Raw genomic sequence first — 21,498 nt, forward strand, 5'->3', positions numbered from 1 at the left:
CAGCGCAACTGTCAGGACAGTCCTGGCACCGGTGCAGGTTCGCCATCTTAACTGCTGGCACAAATGTCTGCATTTTTAACGACAGTGTCGTACACTGTAGCTAATTAAAGTGTCTCCGGAGGTGTTCTTATGTTTGCACCACATCACATTTCACTTTTGACTGGCAACGCCACTAAAAATGCTCAATTTTACATCCAGGTATTAGGCCTGCGATTGGTCAAAAATTCAGTCAACCAAGAAAATGTCCATATTCGCCATCTATACTATGGAAACAATCTTGGCGAGCCTGGCAGCGTCGTGACCTTTTTTGTACTCGGTCTACTGGGTCAACGCCAGGATAAAAATCATGGCCTGATTGGCATCAAATTAGGGATTCCTACTGGCACCACAGATTTTTGGGCTGACCGATTACGGTCGTTTGGTTATACGCCTGTGCGTGTCGACAACGGACTCACCGTAAACGATCCCGATGACACCCCCCTTCGGTTTACCGAAACTGCAAAACGCCTTGTTGGCAATCAAGTCGTTAATAATGACATCCCCGCTGATTATCAACTAACCGGTTTATTAGGGACCACCGTGGTCGACGTTGACCGTGAAGCCAGCATCGCCTTTTATCACGACTGGCTCGGACTAGATTTAACTGATCACAAAATTACATTGCCAGCTGAAAATGCGCAGCTGCGTTTCGCTGATGCGCCTGATCCGAAACATCGCTCGCGAATGGGTCGTGGCAGTGTCGATCACATTGCTTTGCAGGTACCCGACCGCGATACGTTACTTGCTTACTATAAAAAAGCCCAAGCGCTTGGCTTAGACATTGAAATGTATCGTGACCGTGGCTGGTTCCAAAGTATTTACGTGCGTGATGCTGCCGATAACCGGATTGAGCTCGCCACCATCACACCTGGTTTTAACCTAGAAGAACCAGCTGAAACAATGGGTAATCAATTGTCCTTACCGCCACACTTTGCTGACCAAACCGCCGCGGTCACAAAATGGTACGCCGACCATGACGTCCATTTTGACGAAGTGGCCCGCTTTGGCGGCGCACCGATGAACTAAAGTACAACCAAAACTAAAGAGGCACCTAAGACAAACGTTACTTTGTCTTAGGTGCCTCTTTGATGTTGTTTTCTGATTTTCAATAGCGGAAACGTGGGACAAGAGTCAAGTCGCTGTGCAGAGGACGAGTGATACCGGGTTGAAGCCCAACCCGTACGGCAGTTCTAGGTCTGACTCACGACTTCCGAATTTTATCCCACGCTCTTTAGATTTAGATGCCGTACTCTTTTTGCGCTAGCTCGATTTGTTTAGTCATTCTTAACCGTGCTGCTTCATCTGCCGGTTCATGTCCGAGCATGGCAATTTGATCGCGACTCGCGGCAATTGCTGCAGCCCGTAGCATTCTGTTTTTTTCTTCTAAAGACGCTGTTTTTTCGAAAAGCAATGAATTATTATCATATTTTTGCCAAAGCTCATTCATTATCTGCATTTCTTTGCCATTTTTAATCGTCATTCTCAATCCTCCAAATGAGTCTCGAATGTCACTACGTTTTTAAATCCACAAATAATTGAAACGGAATCCGAGCCAAAATCACTTTGCCTTAGATACCATATTCCTTCTTTGCTTCTTCCAACTGTTTAGTCATTCTTACACGTGCTGCTTCGCTTTCGAGATTATGTCCAAGCATGGCAATTTGATCGCGACGTGCTGCAAGTGCAGCAGCTCGTAGCATTCTGTTTTTTTCTTCTAAAGACGCTGTTTTTTCGAAAAGCAGTGAATTATTATCATATTTTTGCCAAAGTTCATTCATTATCTGCATTTCTTCACTATTTTTAATCGTCATTCTCAATCCTCCAAATGAGTCGTATCTGGAACTAAGGGTCGTTTGTCTGCAAAATCCTGAGCACTGATGAATTCAGTCATTTTACGTTGTTGCTGTTCCCAAAGAACCAGCAAGTAGCTTATTTTCTCAGATGCCATGCCTAGGTGACTGATATGCCAATTTGTCAAATACGTTAAATTCACATTTATTGACTCATAAGAATGAATCAAAAATGTTTTAGGTACATAACTTGATAGCGGCCTTGAATAATATTCCATGCGTCGCGAGGTTGGCTATAAGTATACACAATTTTAACCACGTAGCCAGCATTGATAACTTTCTGTACACGTTCAAGTGAACTATGGGCAACAAACGTAGAGTCGTAAATAAAATTATACTTATGTTTCTTCGCATAGTTGAAACATTTCGTTAGCAAATAACCAATTGCCGGCTGAAACTCAGCAGCATTATCACCCGTATATTCTGAAAAATAATGTCTAAAATCATCTGGATCCAAGCGTGCATAAATATGTTGGTACCGTGGATACAAGTAGTCTAACAACTCTGTTTTACCTGATCCTGGCGTACCGGCCGAAAAAATCGCTACCTTTTTGTGACCCTGGCCTTTTTTAATGTCACTAAATACATACTTCAAACACTGATCAACATACTGTTCAGCATCCAAGCGATGTTTTTTCCGCCGTGTTTCAAAATCCGTTACTTCAAATGACTCAGAATCATCCTTAATGGATTGTTCCCAGCCGCTTGTTACTAAACCTTCGACCACCACCCACGTTACCATCGCACTGCACCTCATCAACTTTTAGTCTCGTCAATAAGTACATACGCATTGCAGGCGCATTTTCTTCTCACATATAAAAAATCGTCGCTGCCTCAACCTGAATACAGGCTGAAGCAACGACGATTTTAACTTTACTAAGTTTTTTGGGCACTGAGTAGTTTGTCTCTGCGCTATCGCAGGCACAAATGTTAGAACAAGCTCAACTGATTTTCATCAGGTAGATCATCAAGCACATGATTCTCAGTTAGGAAATCAATGATTGTCGCTGAAACTTTACCACGCTTACTCAAGTCTTCCTTTGACAGAAATGGCTTTTCTTCACGAGCAGCAACGATTTGTTTAGCAACGTTATCCCCAAGTCCTGGAACGGCATTAAACGGTGCGATTAATGTCTCGCCATCAATAATCCAGTTTTGCGCATCAGAACGTTCGACATCGATCATCTTAAATGAGTAACCACGTTCCAACATTTCGTTTGCTAACTCAAGGACGGTTAACAAATTCTTTTCTTTCGTGGAAGCGTCATTCCCTTTATCCATGATTGTCTTCATGGCAGCCTTAACCGCATTTTTACCCCGAGACATGGAAACTAAATCAAAGTCATCCGCCCGCACAGAGAAGTAGGCAGCGTAATACAGCATTGGGAAGTAAACCTTAAAGTAAGCCACCCGCAATGCCATCAAAATATACGCTGACGCATGGGCCCGTGGGAACATGTACTTAATCTTCAAACATGAATCAATGTACCACTGTGGTACGTTTGCTTCCCGCATGGCATCTTGCCATTCATCAGGAATCCCACGACCTTTACGCACGTGTTCCATAATTTGGAAGGACATTTCGGAGTCTAGGCCGTAGTTGATCAAATCGGTCATGATATTATCACGACAACCGATCACGTTGGCAATCGTCGCCGTACCGTCTTTGATCAACTCTTCCGCGTTTCCTAACCACACGTCAGTCCCATGTGATAATCCGGAAATTTGTAGTAACTCAGAGTAGTTTTTCGGATGTGTTTCTTCTAACATCCCCCGGACAAACCGCGTTCCGAATTCCGGAATCCCTAACGTCCCTGTCTTACTGAAGATCTGTTCTTCGGTCACACCTAAGACCTCGGTGCCGGAAAACAGTTGCATAACCCCAGGATCATCGGTTGGAATGGTCTTTGGTTCGATACCAGACATATCTTGCAATGTCCGGATCATGGTTGGATCATCATGTCCCAGAATATCGATTTTTAAAATGTTGTCATGGATCGAATGGAAATCAAAGTGCGTCGTTTTCCAAGCCGCATCCTGATCATCCGCCGGATACTGAATCGGCGTGAAATCGTAAATATCCATATAGTCTGGCACAACGATAATCCCGGCTGGATGTTGACCCGTCGTCCGTTTGACCCCGGTGGCACCACTCGAAAGTCGATCTACTTCAGCCTGTCGATAGGTCACTTCATGATCACGTTCATAACCTTTGACATAACCATAGGCTGTTTTATCTGCCACGGTACCAATGGTTCCGGCACGATACACATTGTCCTCACCAAACAAGACCTTGGTGTAATTATGGGCAATGGGTTGATAGTCACCAGAGAAGTTCAAATCAATATCGGGCACCTTATTCCCTTTGAATCCTAAGAACGTTTCAAACGGAATATTTTGACCATCTTTAGTCAATTCCGTACCACATTCGGGACATTTTTTATCGGGCAAATCATACCCCGAACTGTATTCCCCATGTGTAAAGAATTCACTGTGTTTACATTCTGGATTTGGGCACAGATAATGCGGCGCCAATGGGTTAACTTCCGTGATTCCAGCAAAAGTGGCAACCACAGAAGACCCAACTGATCCACGCGACCCAACCAAGTACCCATCCTTGTTAGACTTATGCACCAACCGTTGCGCAATCAGGTAAATAACGGAGAACCCGTTCCCAATGATTGACTTCAACTCACGATCAACACGTTTTTGAACAAGATCTGGCAATGGATCACCGTATAACTCATGCGCACGGTTCATTGTCCGCGACCGCATTTCATCTTCGGCACCTTCCATTCGTGGTGTGTACAGCTTATCTTTCAGCGGATGCACATCATCGACCATATCAACGATCTTATTCGGATTCGTCACCACTAATTCAGTCGCTTTTTCGTCGCCTAGGAAGCTAAATTCCTTTAGCATTTCATCAGTCGTCCGAAAATGGACATCAGGTAAGGAATGACGGTTCAGTGGATTGGCACCACCTTGAGAGCTAATTAGGATCTTTCGATAAACAGCATCATGTGGATCCAAATAATGAACATCCCCGGTCGCAACCAACGGTTTGTCCAACTCATCAGCTACCTCAACCAAGGTTTGAATGATTTCTTCTAACTTGGCGTTGTCATGAATCAATTCGCCTTCGATTAAAGGCTTGTAAAGGGGCTTAGGTTGCACTTCCAGGTAGTCATAATACTTCGCCCGCTTCAAAGCTTCTTCCTTACCTTTTTGCATCGCAGCTTCAAACACTTCACCAGAAGAACAAGCCGAACCAACCAACAGTCCTTCTCGTAAACGATTCAGTTCACTACGCGGCACCCGCGGTACCCGGTAGTAATACTTAATGTTCGACAAGGAAACCAGCTCGAACAGATTTTTTAAACCAGTCTGCGTTTGGGCGATCACAGTTGCGTGAAATGGACGGGCATGTTTATAAGCGTCGTTATCGCTCATGTGCTCATTTAATTGATCATGGTACACAATGTCGTAACGCTTCTCAGCATCTTTCAAGAAAATCATTGCCAGGTAACCAGTTGATTCTGCATCAAAAATGGCACGGTGATGGTGTTCCAAAGACACATTGAATTTTTTAGCCAATGTGTTTAACCGATACCCCTTCAAGGTTGGGTATAAGAATCGTGCCAGCGTCAACGTATCAATAATCGGATTACTGATTTCAGGCATGCCATGACGGACATACCCAGTATTCATAAAGCCGACATCAAACGTCACGTTATGACCAACCAGAATTGCGTCACCATACCACTCGCGGAACAGTTTAAAGACTTCTTCTTCCGTCTTTGAACCGGCCACCATGGCATCGGTGATACTCGTCAAATTAGTCGTTGTCTCTGATAAATGGAATCCTGGATCGATAAATTCTTCAAATTGCTCTAAGACATTACCGTCGCGCATCTTCACCGCTGATAATTCGATGACTTTATCATAAATTGCGGATAATCCCGTGGTTTCCACGTCAAAGACGACATACTCATGACCCTTTAGTTCCTCATGTGCATCATTGATACCGATGGGTTCCCCATCATCCACTAGGTTAACTTCCACCCCGTATAACATCTTGATGCCTGCTTTTTCAGCAGCATGAAAGGCGTCCGGAAAGCCTTGTAGCCCAGCATGATCAGTAATGGCTAATGCTTTATGTCCCCATTTTGCAGCGCGTTCCACAAAGTCACCGATATTATTGGTGGCGTCCATGGTACTCATCTGTGTGTGCAAATGTAGTTCGACTCGTTTACCATCTTCTGGCGCAGTGTCTTCTCGTTCAGTATGCGTAATTACCTGCAGGTCATTGGCGATAATGGCCAAATCTCTGGAGAAATTATCTTCTTGAACAGAACCGCGAACTTTAACCCACGCCTTTTCGGGAATTGCCGCAAAGTTAGCTTCATCGTCTTCATTACGTGAGAATTTCTTCACTAAAAATGAAGAGGTGTAGTCCGTGATCTTTAAGGTCAATAACTGCCGTCCTGAACGCAAGACCCGGATTTCCTTGGCAAATACATATCCAGAAACGGTCACACTTCGTTCTTCCTCAGTGATTTCGTCCATCCGCCGAGTGGGTTCGTCATCTTTGATTTTGCGCCCCATCGAAACTGGACCGTTGACAGTTGGTGCACTCGACTGATTGGCTTTGTTTTTCGCAATCACAGCTGCAGCCTTCGTCACCATTTCTTCGTCACGTTTTGCTTTGACTTCCTGAAACGCTGCTAATCGCTCAGCTGACGCAGCCTCATCAACTGTCGTCGTGAACGCCAAGCTGCCAAATCCGAGACGGCGGTAAGTACTGGTCAACGCATCCAAAGTTGCGCCGCTCAAAAAGTCAGCGACTACCTGATTAGGCGCTGTAATGACGACCTGATCCCCATTTAGCGCAGGTTCCACACCTTCACACAGTTGACGGGCAAATTGCTCGTTCAAACCACTATGACTAACCGCCCAACGCCAATAACGATCAACGTTTTCAATGTCAGTTGCAGGATGATCTGTTTCGATAGTGAATTCTACAGCAGCAATTTCAGCAAACGCCTGGTTTAAATGTTGCGCAAAAACATTGAAAGCCTCAAACGGTAAGATATCTGCAAAATGAAACACAAAGCTCCAGGCCTTACGCTGTTCATGAACCGTTAAATTGCGGATCTCGCCTTGTGCAAAAGCGGCTGTTTGTGTTTGTTCTTCTAAATTAAGTTGCTCCAGCAGCTTTTGAAATAATTCGTGTTGATTCAGCGCCACGTGAATGCGGCCTCCCCATCTGTAAATACTTAAGCGACATAAAGCGCGACAAAGGGCATTGCCGCTGTCAAAAAATGACTAAGCAATCCCCTTAAATAAAATCCCGAGTGTTTCAGTTAATTCTTCTTTACGAACTTCAACTGTTTCACCAGTTTTACGTAACTTCACTTCAACAATCCCATCGGCAGCTTTCTTACCAACCGTTACGCGCAGTGGCAAGCCAATCAAATCTGAATCAGCAAATTTAACACCAGCACGTTCAGTCCGATCATCTAGCAGAACTTTATACCCTGCTTCGGTCAAGCTTGCTTCTAGTTCATCAGCTAATTCACGTTGTTCGTCATTCTTACTATTAACTGGAATGACATGAATATCAAATGGCGTAATCGACTTCGGCCATGCTAAACCGTTCTCGTCAGCTGACTGTTCTGCAATCGCAGACAGCAAGCGACTAACCCCGATCCCATATGAGCCCATGATGACATCTTGTTGACGCCCATTTTCATCCAAGACCTGTGCACCTAATGACTTCGAGTAGCGTGTTCCTAATTTGAACACATGACCGATTTCAATCCCGCGAGTGAATTTCAAGACACCTTGGCCATCCGGTGAAACATCCCCTTCTGAAACTAAGCGAATATCAGCATATTGATCAACGCGGAAATCGCGATCCAAGTTAGCATTAATGTAATGGAAACCATTTTCATTGGCACCGACTGGCATATTCTTCAAATCAGCAACATCTTGGTCAGCGATAATCTTAATATCTTCCCCAACACCAACAGGTCCCAGTGACCCAAAGTCAGCACCTAAGAATTGCTCAGCCTGTTCAGTTGTTGCCATTACTAATTCAGTTGCTTCAGCCACATGGGTCAATTTCGTTTCGTTGACTTCATGATCACCACGGATCAGCGCTAAGACTGGTTCATCATCGGCCATGTACAACATTGACTTCAACGTTTTGGCTGGATCGATATCTAGACGCGTCGCAATTTCTTCAATTGTCTTCTCGCCTGGTGTCGCAATCTTTTCTAAGTCATGCACTTCTTCATGTGACTTCTTTGGAACATACAAACTCGTTGCCGTTTCAATGTTAGCCGCATAATCACTGCCATCTGAGTAAGCAATCGTATCTTCACCAACGGCAGCAATCGCATTGAACTCCCGTGATTCTTTACCACCCATGGCACCAGAATCAGCTAAAATTTCCCGATAATCCAAGCCACAACGGTTGAACACATTACGGAAGGCAACTTCCATCTGCTTAAAGACCTTATCCAAACTGTCTTTGTCGCTGTGGAATGAGTAAACATCGAGCATCATAAATTCGCGACCACGTAGCAAACCATAACGAGGGCGATCTTCATCACGATACTTTTGTTGGATTTGGAACATAACCAGTGGCAACCGCTTATATGACTTAACTTCATCACGAATGAAACTCGTAAAAGTTTCTTCATGGGTTGGTCCTAAGATCAGGTCACGGTCATGACGATCCTTCAACTTATACATCGTTTGTCCGTATGAATCATAACGGCCAGACTGCTTCCATAAGTCAGCTGGTAATAACGCAGGTGCTAACATTTCGACAGCATCGATGTTTGCCATTTCTTCACGAACGATGTTTTCAATGTTACGCATTACTTGAAATGCTAATGGCAGATAAGCATACACACCAGCAACAACGGGCCGAATATAGCCGGCCCGCAGCATCATCTGGTGACTTAATGCCTCTGCGTCACTTGGCGTTTCCTTTAAAGTAGGAATCAACATTTTGCTTTGTTTCATGGATACGATCTCCTCAGTTTTTGGGACAAGTGCCCCCGATTTTCTCTTAATTGCTAAATTTAGTGAATAAAGTACCGCATGATGTCATTCCAGGTAACCAGAATCATCAAGAACATGACGAAACCAAAACCAATAATGGTAATGACCCCTTCTGTTCGTTGTGAAATTGGCTTTCTGCGAATGGCTTCCACAAGGTTCAATAACAGTTTACCACCGTCTAATGCGGGAATTGGCAACAGATTAACGATCCCCAGGTTAAGGGATAAGAATCCTAACCAATATAAGATGCCGCTCCAGCCAGCCTGCGTTGCCGTTGCAGTATTTGCATAAATGGCCACTGGACCGCCTAAATCATTCAGACTAAAGTGTGTAAACAAATGCCCCAACGCTGCAAACAGCATCGTTGTCGTGCTCCAGAAGCCACCGAATAACTTAGCCGCTAGACTGGTATCCAAACCACGTTTAATCCCAACTGTCCGCACTTTTTTACCATTCACTTGACTGATTTTAGGTTTGACTGTCACGTTATGCGTGCCACCAGCACGTTTAACGGCTAGCGTCAGGGTCTTTTTATCAGTACCCGTAATCGCGGTCGTCACAGACTGCCAGGTATCGGTGCGATGGTTGTTCACAGCTGTAATTTGATCACCGCTGCGTAATCCTGCTGCACGCGCCGGGGTATCTGCCAGCGTGCCCGAAATAACGTTACGGTTACTAGCCACGCCACCCATCGTAAAGCCCATAATCGCAAATACCAACCATGCCAAAATAAAGTTATTCAGCGGGCCAGCAAAGTTCGTTAAAATTCGATTCCATAACGTTGCTGATTGAAATTGCACATCACGCGGTGCAATCAACACCTCTGTGCCATCTCGTTCAATAATGGTCGCATCATGATCAACTGGGTAACGACGCACTTCTGATTCGTCACCATTTTCGTAACCTTCAATCACCAGCTCATCGACCAGATCCGCTTTCGTAACAATCACGGGAATGCCGTTAAACAATGTAGTTTGATCACTAGCATTAATGCGATTAACGGTTCCATCCGTTCCTGTCATGATACTGATGGGGGTGCCTGGCTGCAGCTGGTCATCTTCATCTTCAGCAGCGCCGGCCATTCGTACGTAGCCACCTAATGGTAATAATCGAATGGTGTATAGCGTGCCGTTACGACGCGTCCAAAACAATTTGGGACCCATCCCGATGGAGAACTCACGCACAAGGATGCCTGACCGTTTGGCAAAGTAAAAATGTCCAAATTCATGAACAATCACTAAAATCCCAAAAACAACAATAAAAGCAAGAATAGTTTTCAGCATTCACATGCATCCTTTCTGTACGCTGTTAACAGAAGCCTAAAATAGACCAACAAGATGTAACAATGGCAGTACAAACAGTAAACTGTCGAACCGATCTAAAATGCCACCATGTCCTGGTAAGATTTTACCGGAATCCTTAACACCATAAAAACGTTTCAATGATGATTCAACTAAATCACCCAATTGCCCAGCAATACTAAATAACAAGGTCAAAACAGCCATTACAGGCAAACTATAGTGTTGTGGGAAGAAGTAAACCCACACAGTCCCGACAATTACTGCAACAACTGTTCCGCCAATGGAACCTTCCCAGGTTTTGTTTGGGGAGACCTGGGGTGCCAACTTGTGCCGCCCTAATTTCCGGCCCACCATGTAGGCACCAGAATCAGTTGTCCAGATCACAAATAAAATGTAGAACAGCGTACTTAAACCGGCATAACGTGCCTGTACAAAGTAGTAGAAACCTGTTCCAATGTACAACATTGCTAGCGTCAAAACCCCTGCATCATCGAAGGAAAAATGATTACGGGTAAACACCGTGTGCAACAGTAGCATCATCACGATGATGAAGAACAAAAAGTGACGGTTTAAAAATGCTGGCATAAATGAGAGCCAAACATCAGGTACTAACAGAACCAATAAGCCTAGAAAACTAATAAAGGCTTCTGGTGAAACCACTAGCTTCTTTTTCATCACCAAAACTTCGCCCATCGCAACGCCGCCTAAGACGATGGCTGCTAACTGAATCAACCACCCACCATAGATAATGACGGGAATAAAAATCAATAATGCAACAATTGCTGTAATTACTCGTGTACGCATGCTTTAAAACTCCTTATTAACATAGTCACCTACGTTTGTTTGAATTATTTCTTAACGCCGCCAAAACGTCGGTCACGTTGTTGATACTGACTAATTGCGGCTTTTAACTGTGTCTCATCGAAGTCTGGCCAAAATGCATCTGTGAAGACAAGTTCGCTATAGGCAATTTGCCAAAGCAAGAAATTAGAGATGCGTTCTTCGCCACTCGTGCGAATCAATAATTCAGGGTTATTGTATGGTGCAAGTGAAGCTGTCATTAAAGCCCCAGCAACCGTCTCCTGATTAATATCTGTAGGCTGCAATTCGCCTTGTTGGACACGCGTCGCAATGGTCTGCATTGCCGTCACAATTTCTGCTTGGCCGCCATAGTTCAACGCAAAGTTTAACACCATTCCGGTACAGGCAGCTGTATCTGCCATCGCATTGTTGACCGCCTGTTGCGTTTTTTCTGGTAATTGATCAATGTAACCCATCACGTTCACGCGAACGTTTTCTTTCACCAAATCTGGTACAAACGTATCGAAGAAATCGACTGGCAATTGCATCAAGTAATTCACTTCAGTACTTGACCGCTTCCAGTTCTCCGTCGAGAAAGCATACAGTGTCAGCACTTTCACGCCTAAATGACTGGCTGCCATCGTGATTTTTTTAACGGTGTTCATGCCCTCTTTATGTCCGGCAACCCGTGGTAGATGACGCTGCTGCGCCCAGCGACCATTGCCATCCATGATGATCGCAATGTGATTGGGAACTCGAGTCGCATCAACGGTCACTTCAGAAGTTTGCGGTACACTTTTTTTTCGTCCAAACAAAACTTTGTCCACCTTTCCGTTCATTCACATTCATTCATTTTACCAAAAACACAATCGTTTTACATTAAAACGACCAGACAATGTCGCCAAGCAACACTCATTTTCAATTTCTACTGGCTGCATAGCGACATGTTTGTTTTAAAAGTGGGCTCGTTTTTTTACTTACGCGCGAGTTAAAAAAAGACCCTGCTTTGAATGCTGTGCATTCAAAACGGGGTCTTCTTTCGCTCTGTTCTAAACTGTCATTAATTCTTTTTCTTTATCTGCTGCAATTTCTTCAACGTGCTTGATGCCAGCATCCGTAATTTTTTGCGTTTGGTCTTCTAAGTCATGCAATTGATCATCAGTGAAGTTACCATTTTTGTGACCCTTCTTCAATGAGTCCATTGCATCACGACGGACGTTACGCACAGCAACCTTAGCTTCTTCAGCCTTAGCATGCACCTGTTTAGCCAGGTCCTTACGTGATTCTTCAGTCAACTGAGGGATCACCAACCGAATGGCAGAACCATCATTGGCCGGGTTGATCCCTAAGTCAGACGTCAAAATCGCATGTTCGATGGCATCCAAACTTGATTTATCAAATGGCGTTACCAATAACACACGGGCTTCAGGAATTGTGACTGAAGCCATTTGGTTAATTGGCGTTGGTGCGCCATAGTAGTCAGCTGTCAAACCTGACAGTAGACCCGCATTGGCACGGCCGGCACGAATATTACCAAGCTCACGTGTCAGTGCGTCGCCTGCTTTAGCCATTCGTTCTTGTGCATCTTTTAAAATAGGTTCATTAACAGCCATTTTTAGTCCTCCTTAACGGTTGTTCCGATGTTCTCACCCTTAACAACCTTCAGTACGTTACCAGGTTCGTTAAAATTGAAGACAACCAATGGAATGTTGTTTTCCATGGATAATGACGTTGCCGTCGTGTCCATGACGTGTAAGCCTTTGTTGATGATGTCTAAGTGCGTCAATGAATCAAATTTAACAGCGGCTGGATCCTCATTAGGATCAGCAGAGTAAATTCCATCCGTACCATTCTTGGCCATCAGGATTGCATCGGCGTTGATTTCAGCAGCCCGCAAAGCAGCTGTCGTATCAGTTGAGAAGTAAGGTGAGCCAGTCCCACCAGCAAAGATAACCACGCGGTCTTTTTCCAAATGACGAACAGCCTTCCGCCGAATGTATGGTTCAGCGATTTGACGCATTTCAATAGAGGTTTGGACCCGCGTCGGTACCCCCATACTTTCTAAACTATCTTGTAATGCCAAAGCATTCATAATCGTTGCGAGCATCCCAACATAGTCAGCCTGGGCGCGTTCCATACCCATTTCGGAACCAGCTTCACCACGCCAGATATTACCACCACCGACGACAATCGCGATTTGTACCCCTAAAGCGTACACTTCTCGCAATTCTTCAGCGACAGTTTTGATTTTAGGTGGGTAAATTCCGAATCCTTGTTCACCAGCCAATGCTTCACCACTCAGTTTCAGCATGACACGTTTATACTTCACATCATCCATTGGTCATTTCCTCCTGACATTAACCACTAATGGGTATCCACAAAAAAGGCGCACATTAAAGTACGCCTCCGTTTAATTACTTGATTTGGCCCATAACTTCTTCAACGAAGTCGTTGCCCTTCTTTTCCATACCTTCACCAACTTGGTAACGGACGAAGGAAACAACCTTAGCATTCTTCGATGAAACGTACTGGTTAACAGTCTGGTCACCATCTTTAACGAATGGTTGGTCATTCAATGAAATTTCAGCCAACCACTTGTTCAAGCGGCCTTCGATCATGCGTTCCTTGATGTTGTCTGGCTTGCCAGCAAGGTCGTCTTCATTAGAAAGAACTTCCTTTTCGTGAGCCAAACGGTCAGCAGGAACATCTGTCCGGTCAACATATTCAGGGTTGATTGCGGCAACGTGCATCGCAACGTCCTTAGCAGTTTCAGCGTCGCCGCCTTCAAGAACAACCAATGAAGCAATTGAACCACCCATGTGTAAGTATGAACCAAACACTTGGTCATCAGTCTTTGAAACAACTTCGAAACGACGTAAGCTGATCTTTTCACCAGTTACTTGTGTTGCTGAGATAACAGCATCGTTTAACGTTTCGTTTTCGTTAGCCTTTAACTTCAAAGCGTCATCAACAGAAGCTGGCTTTTCTAAAGCAATCTGGTCAGAAACCGTCTTTAGTAAGTCTTTGAATGTGTCGTTTGAGGCAACAAAGTCTGTTTCAGAGTTCAATTCAACGATTGCAGCGCTGTCATCATGAATGGCAACTTCTGTTAATCCTTCAGCAGCAATCCGACCACTCTTCTTTTCGGCCTTTGCAATTCCCTTTTCACGCAGGAAATCCAAAGCTGCGGCTTCGTCACCATCAGTGGCAACGAGGGCCTTCTTAGCGTCCATGATACCGACACCGGTTTTTTCACGTAAATTCTTAACTTGAGCTGCTGTAACTGCCATGTTTGATGGCCTCCTCATATTTTATATGATTAAATCCTACCACAAATCCAGAAAAAAACTGCCTATCAATCTCAGGCCACAACGGTCTTAACTGATAGACAGCCTAAGGTTTATGCTTAGTTGTTTGTTTTAGTGTTGTCGCCTTCAACGGCTTCAACGATGTCTTCCATTGAGTCGCCTGACTTAGCGGCTTGTTGGTCGTCACCTTGGTCTTCGCCTTGACGGCCTTCGATGATAGCATCAGCCATCTTAGAAGAGATCAAGCGAATAGCACGGATTGCATCATCGTTTGATGGAATGATGTAGTCGATGTCGTCTGGGTCAGTGTTCGTGTCAACCATAGCAACAATCGGAATGTTCAACTTGTGTGCTTCTTGAACAGCGATTTGTTCCTTACGAGGGTCAACGATGAACATTACGTCAGGAATACCAGGCATGTCTTCGATACCGCCAAGGAACTTTTCAAGCTTTTCACGTTGCTTCGTTAATAAAGCAACTTCCTTCTTTGGCAAACGGTCGAAAGTACCATCTTCGTCCATCTTCTTTAAATCCTTCAACCGCTTGATCCGCGTTTGAATGGTGTTCCAGTTAGTCAACGTACCACCAAGCCAACGGTGGTTTACGAAGTACATACCGGCACGAGTTGCTTCTTCTTCGATTGAGTCTTGAGCTTGCTTCTTAGTACCAACAAATAAGATGTTAGCACCTTTAGCAGATTCGTCCTTCACAAAGTTATAAGCAACATCAGCCATCTTCACCGTCTTTTGCAAGTCGATGATGTAGATACCATTCCGTTCAGTAAAGATGAACTTCTTCATCTTAGGGTTCCAGCGACGCGTTTGGTGACCAAAGTGGACACCGGCTTCAAGCAATTGTTTCATTGAAATAACAGCCATGTGTTAATTCCTCCAAATAAAAGTGTTTTTTCCTCCCCCACGTTCATCTGCTCGCCTAACCCATCCCTGGGCACCTAGGCTCACATCCAGTGAGGTGTGAATTGGTTTTGAGCCGTTGATTAGTATACCAAACGTCCCTTACCGTGACAAGGCTTTGCATACATTTTTCGCCAACAAATTCAGAGGGTAATCCCATGCGCATGTAAAAACGCAATTTTTTTCGGACGCGGTTGATGTTTGAACGCATATTCAGCTTTTAGAGCGGCTGACTTATCGGGAAATGCTTCTGCATACAATAACTTTAACGGATGGCGTGATGCCGGTCGGGTGTACTTTGCCCCCAGCCCTGCTTGGTGCGTTGCGAACCGACGCCCCACATCATCTGTGAAGCCACCGTATAATGTATTGTCTGCACATAATAGTACATAAAAGTAATACGGTTTACTCATTTAGCCGCCTGATTTCCATACAACAAATCATGCACATGCCCGATGTAGTCACCTTGATCATCTGCCACCAACAATGGCGGTAAAATCTTCAGGCCACCTGGTTTCCCGTCTTTAATCGCATCTACCAAAAACATATTAGCTTCTCGTCCTGGCTTTGGATAAACAAACTGCACCCGTTTTGGCATTAAGCGGTGTTTTTGCAACGTTGCCATCATTTCTAAAAAACGATCTGGCCGAAAAACAAAGTAAGCGTGCCCGGTCATTTTAAGTAACTTTGCGCTGATAGCAACGACCTGCTCTAAATTGGTGGTCAATTCATGGCGCGCAATGGCATAGTGATCATTTGGATTCTTCTGTGATTGCGGTTCATCTACAAAATATGGTGGGTTGCAGGTCACAACACTGGCACTGTCTTGTTTAATCACTGTTGGTGCGTCAGCTAAATCCATATTTAAGACGTCAATTTGATTCGTCAGTTCATTCAACGACACTGACCGCTCAGCCATATCAGCTAACGCCGGTTGCAGTTCCACCAACTTAATTGGTCCCTTTGTTTGATGACTGAAAAAAAGTCCCACGGCACCATTGCCCGCACATAAGTCAACAGTCAGACCACGTCGCGTTCGATCTGGCTTGGCAAAATCGGCCAGCAGCACCGCGTCCAAAGAAAAGGAAAACACATTCGCACTTTGAATAATTTTTATGTCCGCACCATACAACTGATCGATGCGCTCGCCAGGTTTCAACATAACTTCAGCCATAAGCAACCTCCTTTTCTCTGTGATTTACTTGCATTCATTTTGTGAGTTGGTCATAATTCTAACAGACATTATGAGCGAGAACGCGCAGTTAAGTCAACGTTATTTACGCCTGCGACAGTCGTTCAGTCTATTGTGTTAATCAAGGGGGTACTTCACTTTTACCCGCCTCATTAATTTCAACCACATTATTTAGGAGGCACACACGTGTTTTATTCATTTATGCGCGGCCTAGTTCGCGTCATCATTTGGGTGGTTAACGGTCGCCCTCACTACGAACATCGCGACCGTCTACCCGAAGGCACTTACATCTTAGTTGGTCCGCACCGAACTTGGTTTGATCCAATCTATTATGCATTGGCCGGTGCCCCACGTAAATTTTCATTCATGGCAAAAAAAGAATTATTCAAGAACCCGCTTATTCGTTTTGTTTTAGTTCATGCCAACGCATTTCCAGTAGACCGTGACAATCCTGGTCCTTCCGCAATTAAAACGCCGGTTAAAATTTTAAAACAAGGTGAGTTATCCACCATCATCTTTCCCTCCGGCACGCGTCACTCCAGCGAAATGAAAGGTGGCGCCGCAGTCATCGCTAAGCTTGCTGGTGTGCCTTTAGTGCCAACTGTTTATCAAGGGCCACTTACCTTTCGCGGTCTGTTATCACGCAAGCGCGTAACCGTCAGCTTTGGCGATCCCATTTATATCGATCGAAAATTCAAAACTGACGATGCCGGTCAAAAGCAGTTGGATGATCAAATGCAAGCCGCCTTTGATGCACTGGATCACGACATTGACCCAAATTTTCATTATGTTGATCCCGATCAAGCAAAACACGAAGCCTACGTTGCTAAACAAGCGGCTGAAAAAGAAATCGCACAAAGTGAAGCCACACGGTTAAAGAAACTACAGGAACCAGATCATAAAGACTAAGCTCATTTGTCCGCTAAAAAGGCACTCGCAAAAAAATTGCGAGTGCCTTTTCCTGTTTATGCGTTCATATATAAACCAAACCGCTACGCCGACCTGAAACCACCTACTGGGTTAAACCCCAACCCATTCGGTCGTTTCGTGTCTTGCTCGCGGCTTCCCAGTTTATACTTCGCTCTCTTCTTTTAGCAACGCCTCACGTTTATCGGCATCAACTGCGGTTTGCAAACGGTACATGTCATAATAACGCCCTCGCTGAGCTAATAGTTCATCATGCGAGCCACGTTCAACGATGCGACCTTGGTCTAACACCAGAATCTGGTCAGCGTCGCGAATTGTTGACAACCGATGTGCAATCGCAATTGTCGTACGCCCTTGCCGCAATTTCTGCAAACCATCCTGAATCAAGGCTTCAGTTTCTGTATCGATATCCGCTGTTGCCTCATCCAAAATCAACACCTTTGGATTATGCGCAACCGTCCGGGCAAAGGACAATAATTGTCGTTGTCCGCCAGAATAACTCGCACCTCGTTCCAGTACCTTAGCATGATATTTGCCAGGTAGTTGATCGATAAAGTGATCTGCTGACACAAATCTTGCCGCAGCTTCCACCTGTTCATCTGTGATGCTGTCATCAAACATGCGAATATTCGACGCAATATCGCCATAAAACATGAAGGAATCCTGTAGAACTAACCCAAAGTGGCGTCTTAATTCAGCCAAGTCATATTCACGAATGTCCCGACCATCGATTAAAATTTCACCAGAAGAAAATTCATAAAAACGCATTAATACATTAATTGTCGACGATTTACCAGACCCTGTGTGCCCGACTAATGCTAGTGTCTGACCTGGCTTCACTGTAAATGAAACATCATGTAGCACATCATGTTTGCCATCATAACTAAAGTTCACATGACGAAATTCAATTTCACCGCGCGTGATTTTTGCCCCGTCAACAGGCGTCTGCTGCGGCGCATATGTTTCATCATCCATGATTCGCAAAACGCGTGATCCAGCAACGACCCCATCTTGAAAATCAGACAGTGAATCCATCATGTTCGACATCGGATTATAGAAGTTGTTGAGGTATTGAATGAACGCATAAATCGTCCCGGCTAACACAAAATGGTTCATGGCATTAATACCAAACAGCCATAAAACACCCACTTCACCCAGTGCAAACAGCAAATTAATAATCGGCCCTAACAGCAGTGAATTCGTATGAATCATTGCCTGCCGGGTCTCGAAGTAAGCATCATTAGTTGTCGCAAATTCACGATTCATGCGGTGCTCCTGCCGAAATTCTTGAATGACAGAAATTCCGTTAATGGATTCAGCCAATTTTGCATTCAACTCACTCAGTCGCTCCCGCATCGTACGGTACACCCGACTACTAAAGTGTTGGTAATACCAAATCGCAAACATCAGGATCGGTAAAAATGCCAACACCATCCATGCCACTTGTGCGTTTGTGCGATACATCGCCACAAACGACGTAATAATCGAAAACAACGCGACGATGGCTGCGGCAAATAATGACCAGAATGTTTGAAACGACATGGTGTCATTGGTTAGCCGCGATAAAATCGACCCGGCTGGCACCTGATCGAAATAGCGCATCCCCAAAGTGTGCAATTTACGAAACAGCCTAACCCGCACGTTTTCCAACATGCGTTCGCCACCCATGGCATACAGAAACTCCTGTCCAAACTGAAAAATCGCTTTAATGAGTGTCCCTAAAAAGTAAAAGCCAGCGAAAAATAGGACGATGCGTAGCCCAGCATTATGAACACGTAAATACTGATCCATGTAAATCTGCATCAACCGTGGTAAACCTACGTTAATTAAACTAACCAAGAAGGCCAAAACCAAGGCCCAAATAAAATCCCATTTATATGGTGCTGCATAAGGTAACAAACGTTTAATAACCGTGCGTTGTTCCTTGAAGGTCATACTCTTGGCCCACGCAGACTCATGTTTTTCTGCCATTAGTTGTTGCCACCTCCAATCGCATCAGCGAGCTGCTGCTGATCATACATTCGCTTATACCAGCCTTGCTGCGCCATCAACTGTGCATGTGTCCCCCGCTCAGTCACAACGCCATGATCAACCACTAATATTTGATCTGCGTTCACGACCGAGCTTAACCGATGGGCAGCAATGATTGTCGTCTTACCAGCACGATTACTTCCCAAACGTTCTAAAATTTGTGCTTCCGTTTTAGCATCAACTGCGGATAGCGCATCATCTAGAATCAAGAGTTCGGGGTCAATCACTAACGCTCGGGCAATCGCTAACCGTTGTTTTTGACCACCAGACAACGAAACGCCTTCTTCACCGACTTCAGTTGCATACCCTTCTGGCATTTTAGCAACCTCGCTATCAAAGGCCGCTGTGTGCGCTGCTGCAGTGACGGCCGCTTGTGTCATTTCAGGATTACTAAAGGCAATGTTGTCTTTAATGGATGTCGAAAACAAGAAGCTGTCTTGTGGGACATAGCCGATTCGGCCAACATACGCATCCAATTGATAATCGCGGATATCATGCTCGCCCATCGTGATTTGCCCATCATAATCATCAAATTGCCGCAGCAGTAGCTTGATAATTGAAGATTTACCAGCACCCACACGACCAACGATGCCTAGTGTTTGCCCAGCCTTTAGTTCAAAAGAAACGTTTTGCAGCCGCGCCGTTTGGTCACCAGGATAACTAAAGCTCGTCACGTCAAAATTGATGGGTCCCTGCGCAGGCGTTGCCAATGCATCCTGTCGTTCAATAATGCTCGATTTTTCCTGTAACAAGAAGTTGACTCGATCATACGAGGCGTTCCCACGTTCCATCGTGTTAAACAATAGGCCGATGGCAAACATTGGCCAAACGAGCATGCCAACATAGGCGATAAACGTCACCAATTGGCCCAATGTGATAACGCCTGTTGTAACATACCGTCCACCTAAAACGATGGTCGCTACATACGACAAGCCAATGATTAAGGTAATCAGCGGATCAAATAAGGCATCCAAGAAATTCGTGTAGCGATTGATTTTAATTGTTTCCGTTACTTGTTGCTCAAAATCAGCCTCATCCTGACGTTCTTGACCAAGCGTCTTGATGACCTTGATACCTTCGATACTCTCCTGTGCCTTATTATTTAACCGAGAAAAAGCCGCCTGCGACTCACCAAAAGCCACATGAATCTTCGTGCCCACATAGCGTGCAACGACCGCAATCAAGGGTAGCGGCAAAACCGCTAAAATCGTTAGGCGCCAATTAACTAAAACAAACATGGCAATCAACGTGGTGCCACCTGTAATGATGGAGTCGGCAAACTGCAGAATCCCGCCGCCGGCCACCCGTTGAATGGCTGTTAAATCATTTGTCGCATGGGCCATCAAATCTCCTGTGCGATATCGTTGGTAAAACGCAGTGTCCATTTGCATAAAATGTTCGTATAACCGCGCCCGCAACGTTTTTTCAAGCTTGGCAGCGCCACCCCAAATGGCCGTTCGCCAGATATAGCGCGCCCCATATGCCAATAACGCGACGACAACCATGATGACCAATGCCCAGGCAAGTTTCACGGCTGTTAACGTCCGCTTGCTCATCATATCGACTAATTCCCCAATCAAACGGGGCGGTACAATTCCTAAGATAGCTGTCATAAACAGCCCAAAAAGACCACGCATATACACACGCCACTCATCTTTAAAGTACCAGGATAATTTTCGAAAAATTGACAAAAGCTCACCGACTTTCATTATTTATGAGAATACAAAAAACGGGCTGGAATGAATCCCGCCCGTTTGCTAGCAATTCTAGATTAACTGTTGCGTGCTTGACTTTGCATCGTTGCTAACATCTGCTTAAGCTTCTTTTCAGAAGGCTTTTGGCCCATTTGCAACATCATCGTCCGAAGCATTTCTTCAGAAATCGGAGGATTATTCTTAAGGTAGTTTTGCATGTAACGGCGAGCGAAGAAAAAGCCGCCGACAACGCCAGCCACTGCCGCTAAGATGACAATTAAAATCCACAACCCTGTTGACATCGAAAGACCCTCCTTTACGGTTTATTAATTACATTATCTTATATTACACAACATCACTGGGC

The 21,498-nt window shown here is 44.8% G+C and carries 20 protein-coding genes; 2 read left to right on the forward strand and 18 right to left on the reverse strand.

Annotation, left to right across the window (positions count from 1 at the left end; genetic code table 11):
• The first annotated feature begins 129 nt into the window (after nucleotides 1–129).
• Nucleotides 130–1,065 carry a VOC family protein gene (locus tag IV55_RS07200; RefSeq protein ID WP_057810795.1) on the forward strand — a complete coding sequence of 312 codons (936 nt, stop codon included), beginning with the start codon at nucleotides 130–132 and terminating at the stop codon, nucleotides 1,063–1,065.
• A gap of 211 nt (nucleotides 1,066–1,276) precedes the next feature.
• Here the strand turns inward: IV55_RS07200 and IV55_RS07205 are convergent, their stop codons facing one another.
• The 15 genes from IV55_RS07205 to IV55_RS07275 form a co-directional block, all read right to left on the reverse strand.
• Entirely contained in the window at nucleotides 1,277–1,519 is a 243-nt protein-coding gene (locus IV55_RS07205; RefSeq protein WP_057810797.1) for a hypothetical protein, read from the reverse strand.
• Nucleotides 1,520–1,607: 88 nt separating this feature from the next.
• Nucleotides 1,608–1,850 carry a hypothetical protein gene (locus IV55_RS07210; RefSeq protein ID WP_057810798.1) on the reverse strand — a complete coding sequence of 81 codons (243 nt, stop codon included), beginning with the start codon at nucleotides 1,848–1,850 and terminating at the stop codon, nucleotides 1,608–1,610.
• Nucleotides 1,851–1,852: 2 nt separating this feature from the next.
• Nucleotides 1,853–2,032 (reverse strand): hypothetical protein, encoded by a 180-nt coding sequence (locus IV55_RS07215; RefSeq protein ID WP_057810800.1) that lies wholly within the window; start codon nucleotides 2,030–2,032, stop codon nucleotides 1,853–1,855.
• A gap of 23 nt (nucleotides 2,033–2,055) precedes the next feature.
• Nucleotides 2,056–2,631 (reverse strand): zeta toxin family protein, encoded by a 576-nt coding sequence (locus tag IV55_RS07220; protein WP_057810802.1) that lies wholly within the window; start codon nucleotides 2,629–2,631, stop codon nucleotides 2,056–2,058.
• Between the two features lie 188 nt (nucleotides 2,632–2,819).
• Entirely contained in the window at nucleotides 2,820–7,139 is a 4,320-nt protein-coding gene (locus IV55_RS07225; RefSeq protein WP_057810804.1) for a PolC-type DNA polymerase III, read from the reverse strand.
• Nucleotides 7,140–7,217: 78 nt separating this feature from the next.
• The gene (locus IV55_RS07230) at nucleotides 7,218–8,927 is read right to left on the reverse strand and encodes a proline--tRNA ligase (protein WP_057810806.1); all 1,710 of its coding nucleotides are present in this window, start codon (nucleotides 8,925–8,927) and stop codon (nucleotides 7,218–7,220) included.
• 59 nt (nucleotides 8,928–8,986) lie between these two features.
• Nucleotides 8,987–10,249 (reverse strand): RIP metalloprotease RseP, encoded by a 1,263-nt coding sequence (gene rseP, locus IV55_RS07235; protein WP_057810808.1) that lies wholly within the window; start codon nucleotides 10,247–10,249, stop codon nucleotides 8,987–8,989.
• A 36-nt stretch (nucleotides 10,250–10,285) separates the two neighbouring features.
• Entirely contained in the window at nucleotides 10,286–11,071 is a 786-nt protein-coding gene (locus IV55_RS07240; RefSeq protein ID WP_057810810.1) for a phosphatidate cytidylyltransferase, read from the reverse strand.
• A 44-nt stretch (nucleotides 11,072–11,115) separates the two neighbouring features.
• Nucleotides 11,116–11,907: an isoprenyl transferase gene (locus IV55_RS07245; protein ID WP_057810812.1), complete on the reverse strand. Its 792-nt coding sequence runs from the start codon at nucleotides 11,905–11,907 to the stop codon at nucleotides 11,116–11,118.
• Between the two features lie 210 nt (nucleotides 11,908–12,117).
• A complete protein-coding gene (gene frr, locus IV55_RS07250) occupies nucleotides 12,118–12,681 on the reverse strand; it encodes a ribosome recycling factor (RefSeq protein WP_057810814.1) in 564 nt (187 codons plus the stop codon).
• Nucleotides 12,682–12,683: 2 nt separating this feature from the next.
• Nucleotides 12,684–13,406: a UMP kinase gene (gene pyrH / locus IV55_RS07255; protein WP_057810816.1), complete on the reverse strand. Its 723-nt coding sequence runs from the start codon at nucleotides 13,404–13,406 to the stop codon at nucleotides 12,684–12,686.
• Between the two features lie 76 nt (nucleotides 13,407–13,482).
• Nucleotides 13,483–14,358: a translation elongation factor Ts gene (gene tsf, locus IV55_RS07260; protein WP_057810818.1), complete on the reverse strand. Its 876-nt coding sequence runs from the start codon at nucleotides 14,356–14,358 to the stop codon at nucleotides 13,483–13,485.
• 116 nt (nucleotides 14,359–14,474) lie between these two features.
• The gene (gene rpsB, locus IV55_RS07265) at nucleotides 14,475–15,254 is read right to left on the reverse strand and encodes a 30S ribosomal protein S2 (RefSeq protein WP_057810820.1); all 780 of its coding nucleotides are present in this window, start codon (nucleotides 15,252–15,254) and stop codon (nucleotides 14,475–14,477) included.
• A 179-nt stretch (nucleotides 15,255–15,433) separates the two neighbouring features.
• Nucleotides 15,434–15,703 carry a GIY-YIG nuclease family protein gene (locus tag IV55_RS07270; protein WP_057810822.1) on the reverse strand — a complete coding sequence of 90 codons (270 nt, stop codon included), beginning with the start codon at nucleotides 15,701–15,703 and terminating at the stop codon, nucleotides 15,434–15,436.
• On the reverse strand, nucleotides 15,700–16,464 hold the full coding sequence (locus IV55_RS07275; RefSeq protein WP_057810824.1) for a tRNA1(Val) (adenine(37)-N6)-methyltransferase: 765 nt from the start codon (nucleotides 16,462–16,464) through the stop codon (nucleotides 15,700–15,702). The genes IV55_RS07270 and IV55_RS07275 overlap by 4 nt, the downstream gene beginning before the upstream one ends.
• A 204-nt stretch (nucleotides 16,465–16,668) precedes the next feature.
• Here IV55_RS07275 and IV55_RS07280 point away from each other — a divergent pair, with 204 nt between their 5' ends.
• Nucleotides 16,669–17,391: a lysophospholipid acyltransferase family protein gene (locus IV55_RS07280; protein ID WP_057810827.1), complete on the forward strand. Its 723-nt coding sequence runs from the start codon at nucleotides 16,669–16,671 to the stop codon at nucleotides 17,389–17,391.
• Between the two features lie 162 nt (nucleotides 17,392–17,553).
• On the opposite strand, the gene IV55_RS07285 is transcribed toward IV55_RS07280, so the two are convergent.
• The 3 genes from IV55_RS07285 to IV55_RS07295 form a co-directional block, all read right to left on the reverse strand.
• A complete protein-coding gene (locus IV55_RS07285) occupies nucleotides 17,554–19,380 on the reverse strand; it encodes an ABC transporter ATP-binding protein (protein ID WP_057810829.1) in 1,827 nt (608 codons plus the stop codon).
• Entirely contained in the window at nucleotides 19,380–21,131 is a 1,752-nt protein-coding gene (locus tag IV55_RS07290; protein ID WP_057810887.1) for an ABC transporter ATP-binding protein, read from the reverse strand. Before IV55_RS07290 ends, IV55_RS07285 begins: the two co-directional genes overlap by 1 nt.
• 80 nt (nucleotides 21,132–21,211) lie before the next feature.
• Nucleotides 21,212–21,436, reverse strand: coding sequence for a YneF family protein (locus IV55_RS07295; RefSeq protein WP_057810831.1), 225 nt, complete (start codon nucleotides 21,434–21,436; stop codon nucleotides 21,212–21,214).
• Nucleotides 21,437–21,498: the final 62 nt, after the last annotated feature.

The organism is Furfurilactobacillus siliginis (genome assembly GCF_001437435.1).
Lineage (GTDB): Bacteria > Bacillota > Bacilli > Lactobacillales > Lactobacillaceae > Furfurilactobacillus > Furfurilactobacillus siliginis.

Excerpts from the sequence above, each read along its gene's own strand:
- IV55_RS07200 (WP_057810795.1), top strand. The coding sequence starts at position 130 with ATGTTTGCACCACATCACATTTCACTTTTGACTGGCAACGCCACTAAA.
- IV55_RS07205 (WP_057810797.1), bottom strand. The coding sequence starts at position 1,519 with ATGACGATTAAAAATGGCAAAGAAATGCAGATAATGAATGAGCTTTGG.
- IV55_RS07210 (WP_057810798.1), bottom strand. The coding sequence starts at position 1,850 with ATGACGATTAAAAATAGTGAAGAAATGCAGATAATGAATGAACTTTGG.
- IV55_RS07220 (WP_057810802.1), bottom strand. The coding sequence starts at position 2,631 with ATGGTAACGTGGGTGGTGGTCGAAGGTTTAGTAACAAGCGGCTGGGAA.
- IV55_RS07230 (WP_057810806.1), bottom strand. The coding sequence starts at position 8,927 with ATGAAACAAAGCAAAATGTTGATTCCTACTTTAAAGGAAACGCCAAGT.
- rseP (WP_057810808.1), bottom strand. The coding sequence starts at position 10,249 with ATGCTGAAAACTATTCTTGCTTTTATTGTTGTTTTTGGGATTTTAGTG.
- IV55_RS07240 (WP_057810810.1), bottom strand. The coding sequence starts at position 11,071 with ATGCGTACACGAGTAATTACAGCAATTGTTGCATTATTGATTTTTATT.
- IV55_RS07245 (WP_057810812.1), bottom strand. The coding sequence starts at position 11,907 with ATGAACGGAAAGGTGGACAAAGTTTTGTTTGGACGAAAAAAAAGTGTA.
- frr (WP_057810814.1), bottom strand. The coding sequence starts at position 12,681 with ATGGCTGTTAATGAACCTATTTTAAAAGATGCACAAGAACGAATGGCT.
- pyrH (WP_057810816.1), bottom strand. The coding sequence starts at position 13,406 with ATGGATGATGTGAAGTATAAACGTGTCATGCTGAAACTGAGTGGTGAA.
- tsf (WP_057810818.1), bottom strand. The coding sequence starts at position 14,358 with ATGGCAGTTACAGCAGCTCAAGTTAAGAATTTACGTGAAAAAACCGGT.
- rpsB (WP_057810820.1), bottom strand. The coding sequence starts at position 15,254 with ATGGCTGTTATTTCAATGAAACAATTGCTTGAAGCCGGTGTCCACTTT.
- IV55_RS07270 (WP_057810822.1), bottom strand. The coding sequence starts at position 15,703 with ATGAGTAAACCGTATTACTTTTATGTACTATTATGTGCAGACAATACA.
- IV55_RS07275 (WP_057810824.1), bottom strand. The coding sequence starts at position 16,464 with ATGGCTGAAGTTATGTTGAAACCTGGCGAGCGCATCGATCAGTTGTAT.
- IV55_RS07285 (WP_057810829.1), bottom strand. The coding sequence starts at position 19,380 with ATGGCAGAAAAACATGAGTCTGCGTGGGCCAAGAGTATGACCTTCAAG.
- IV55_RS07295 (WP_057810831.1), bottom strand. The coding sequence starts at position 21,436 with ATGTCAACAGGGTTGTGGATTTTAATTGTCATCTTAGCGGCAGTGGCT.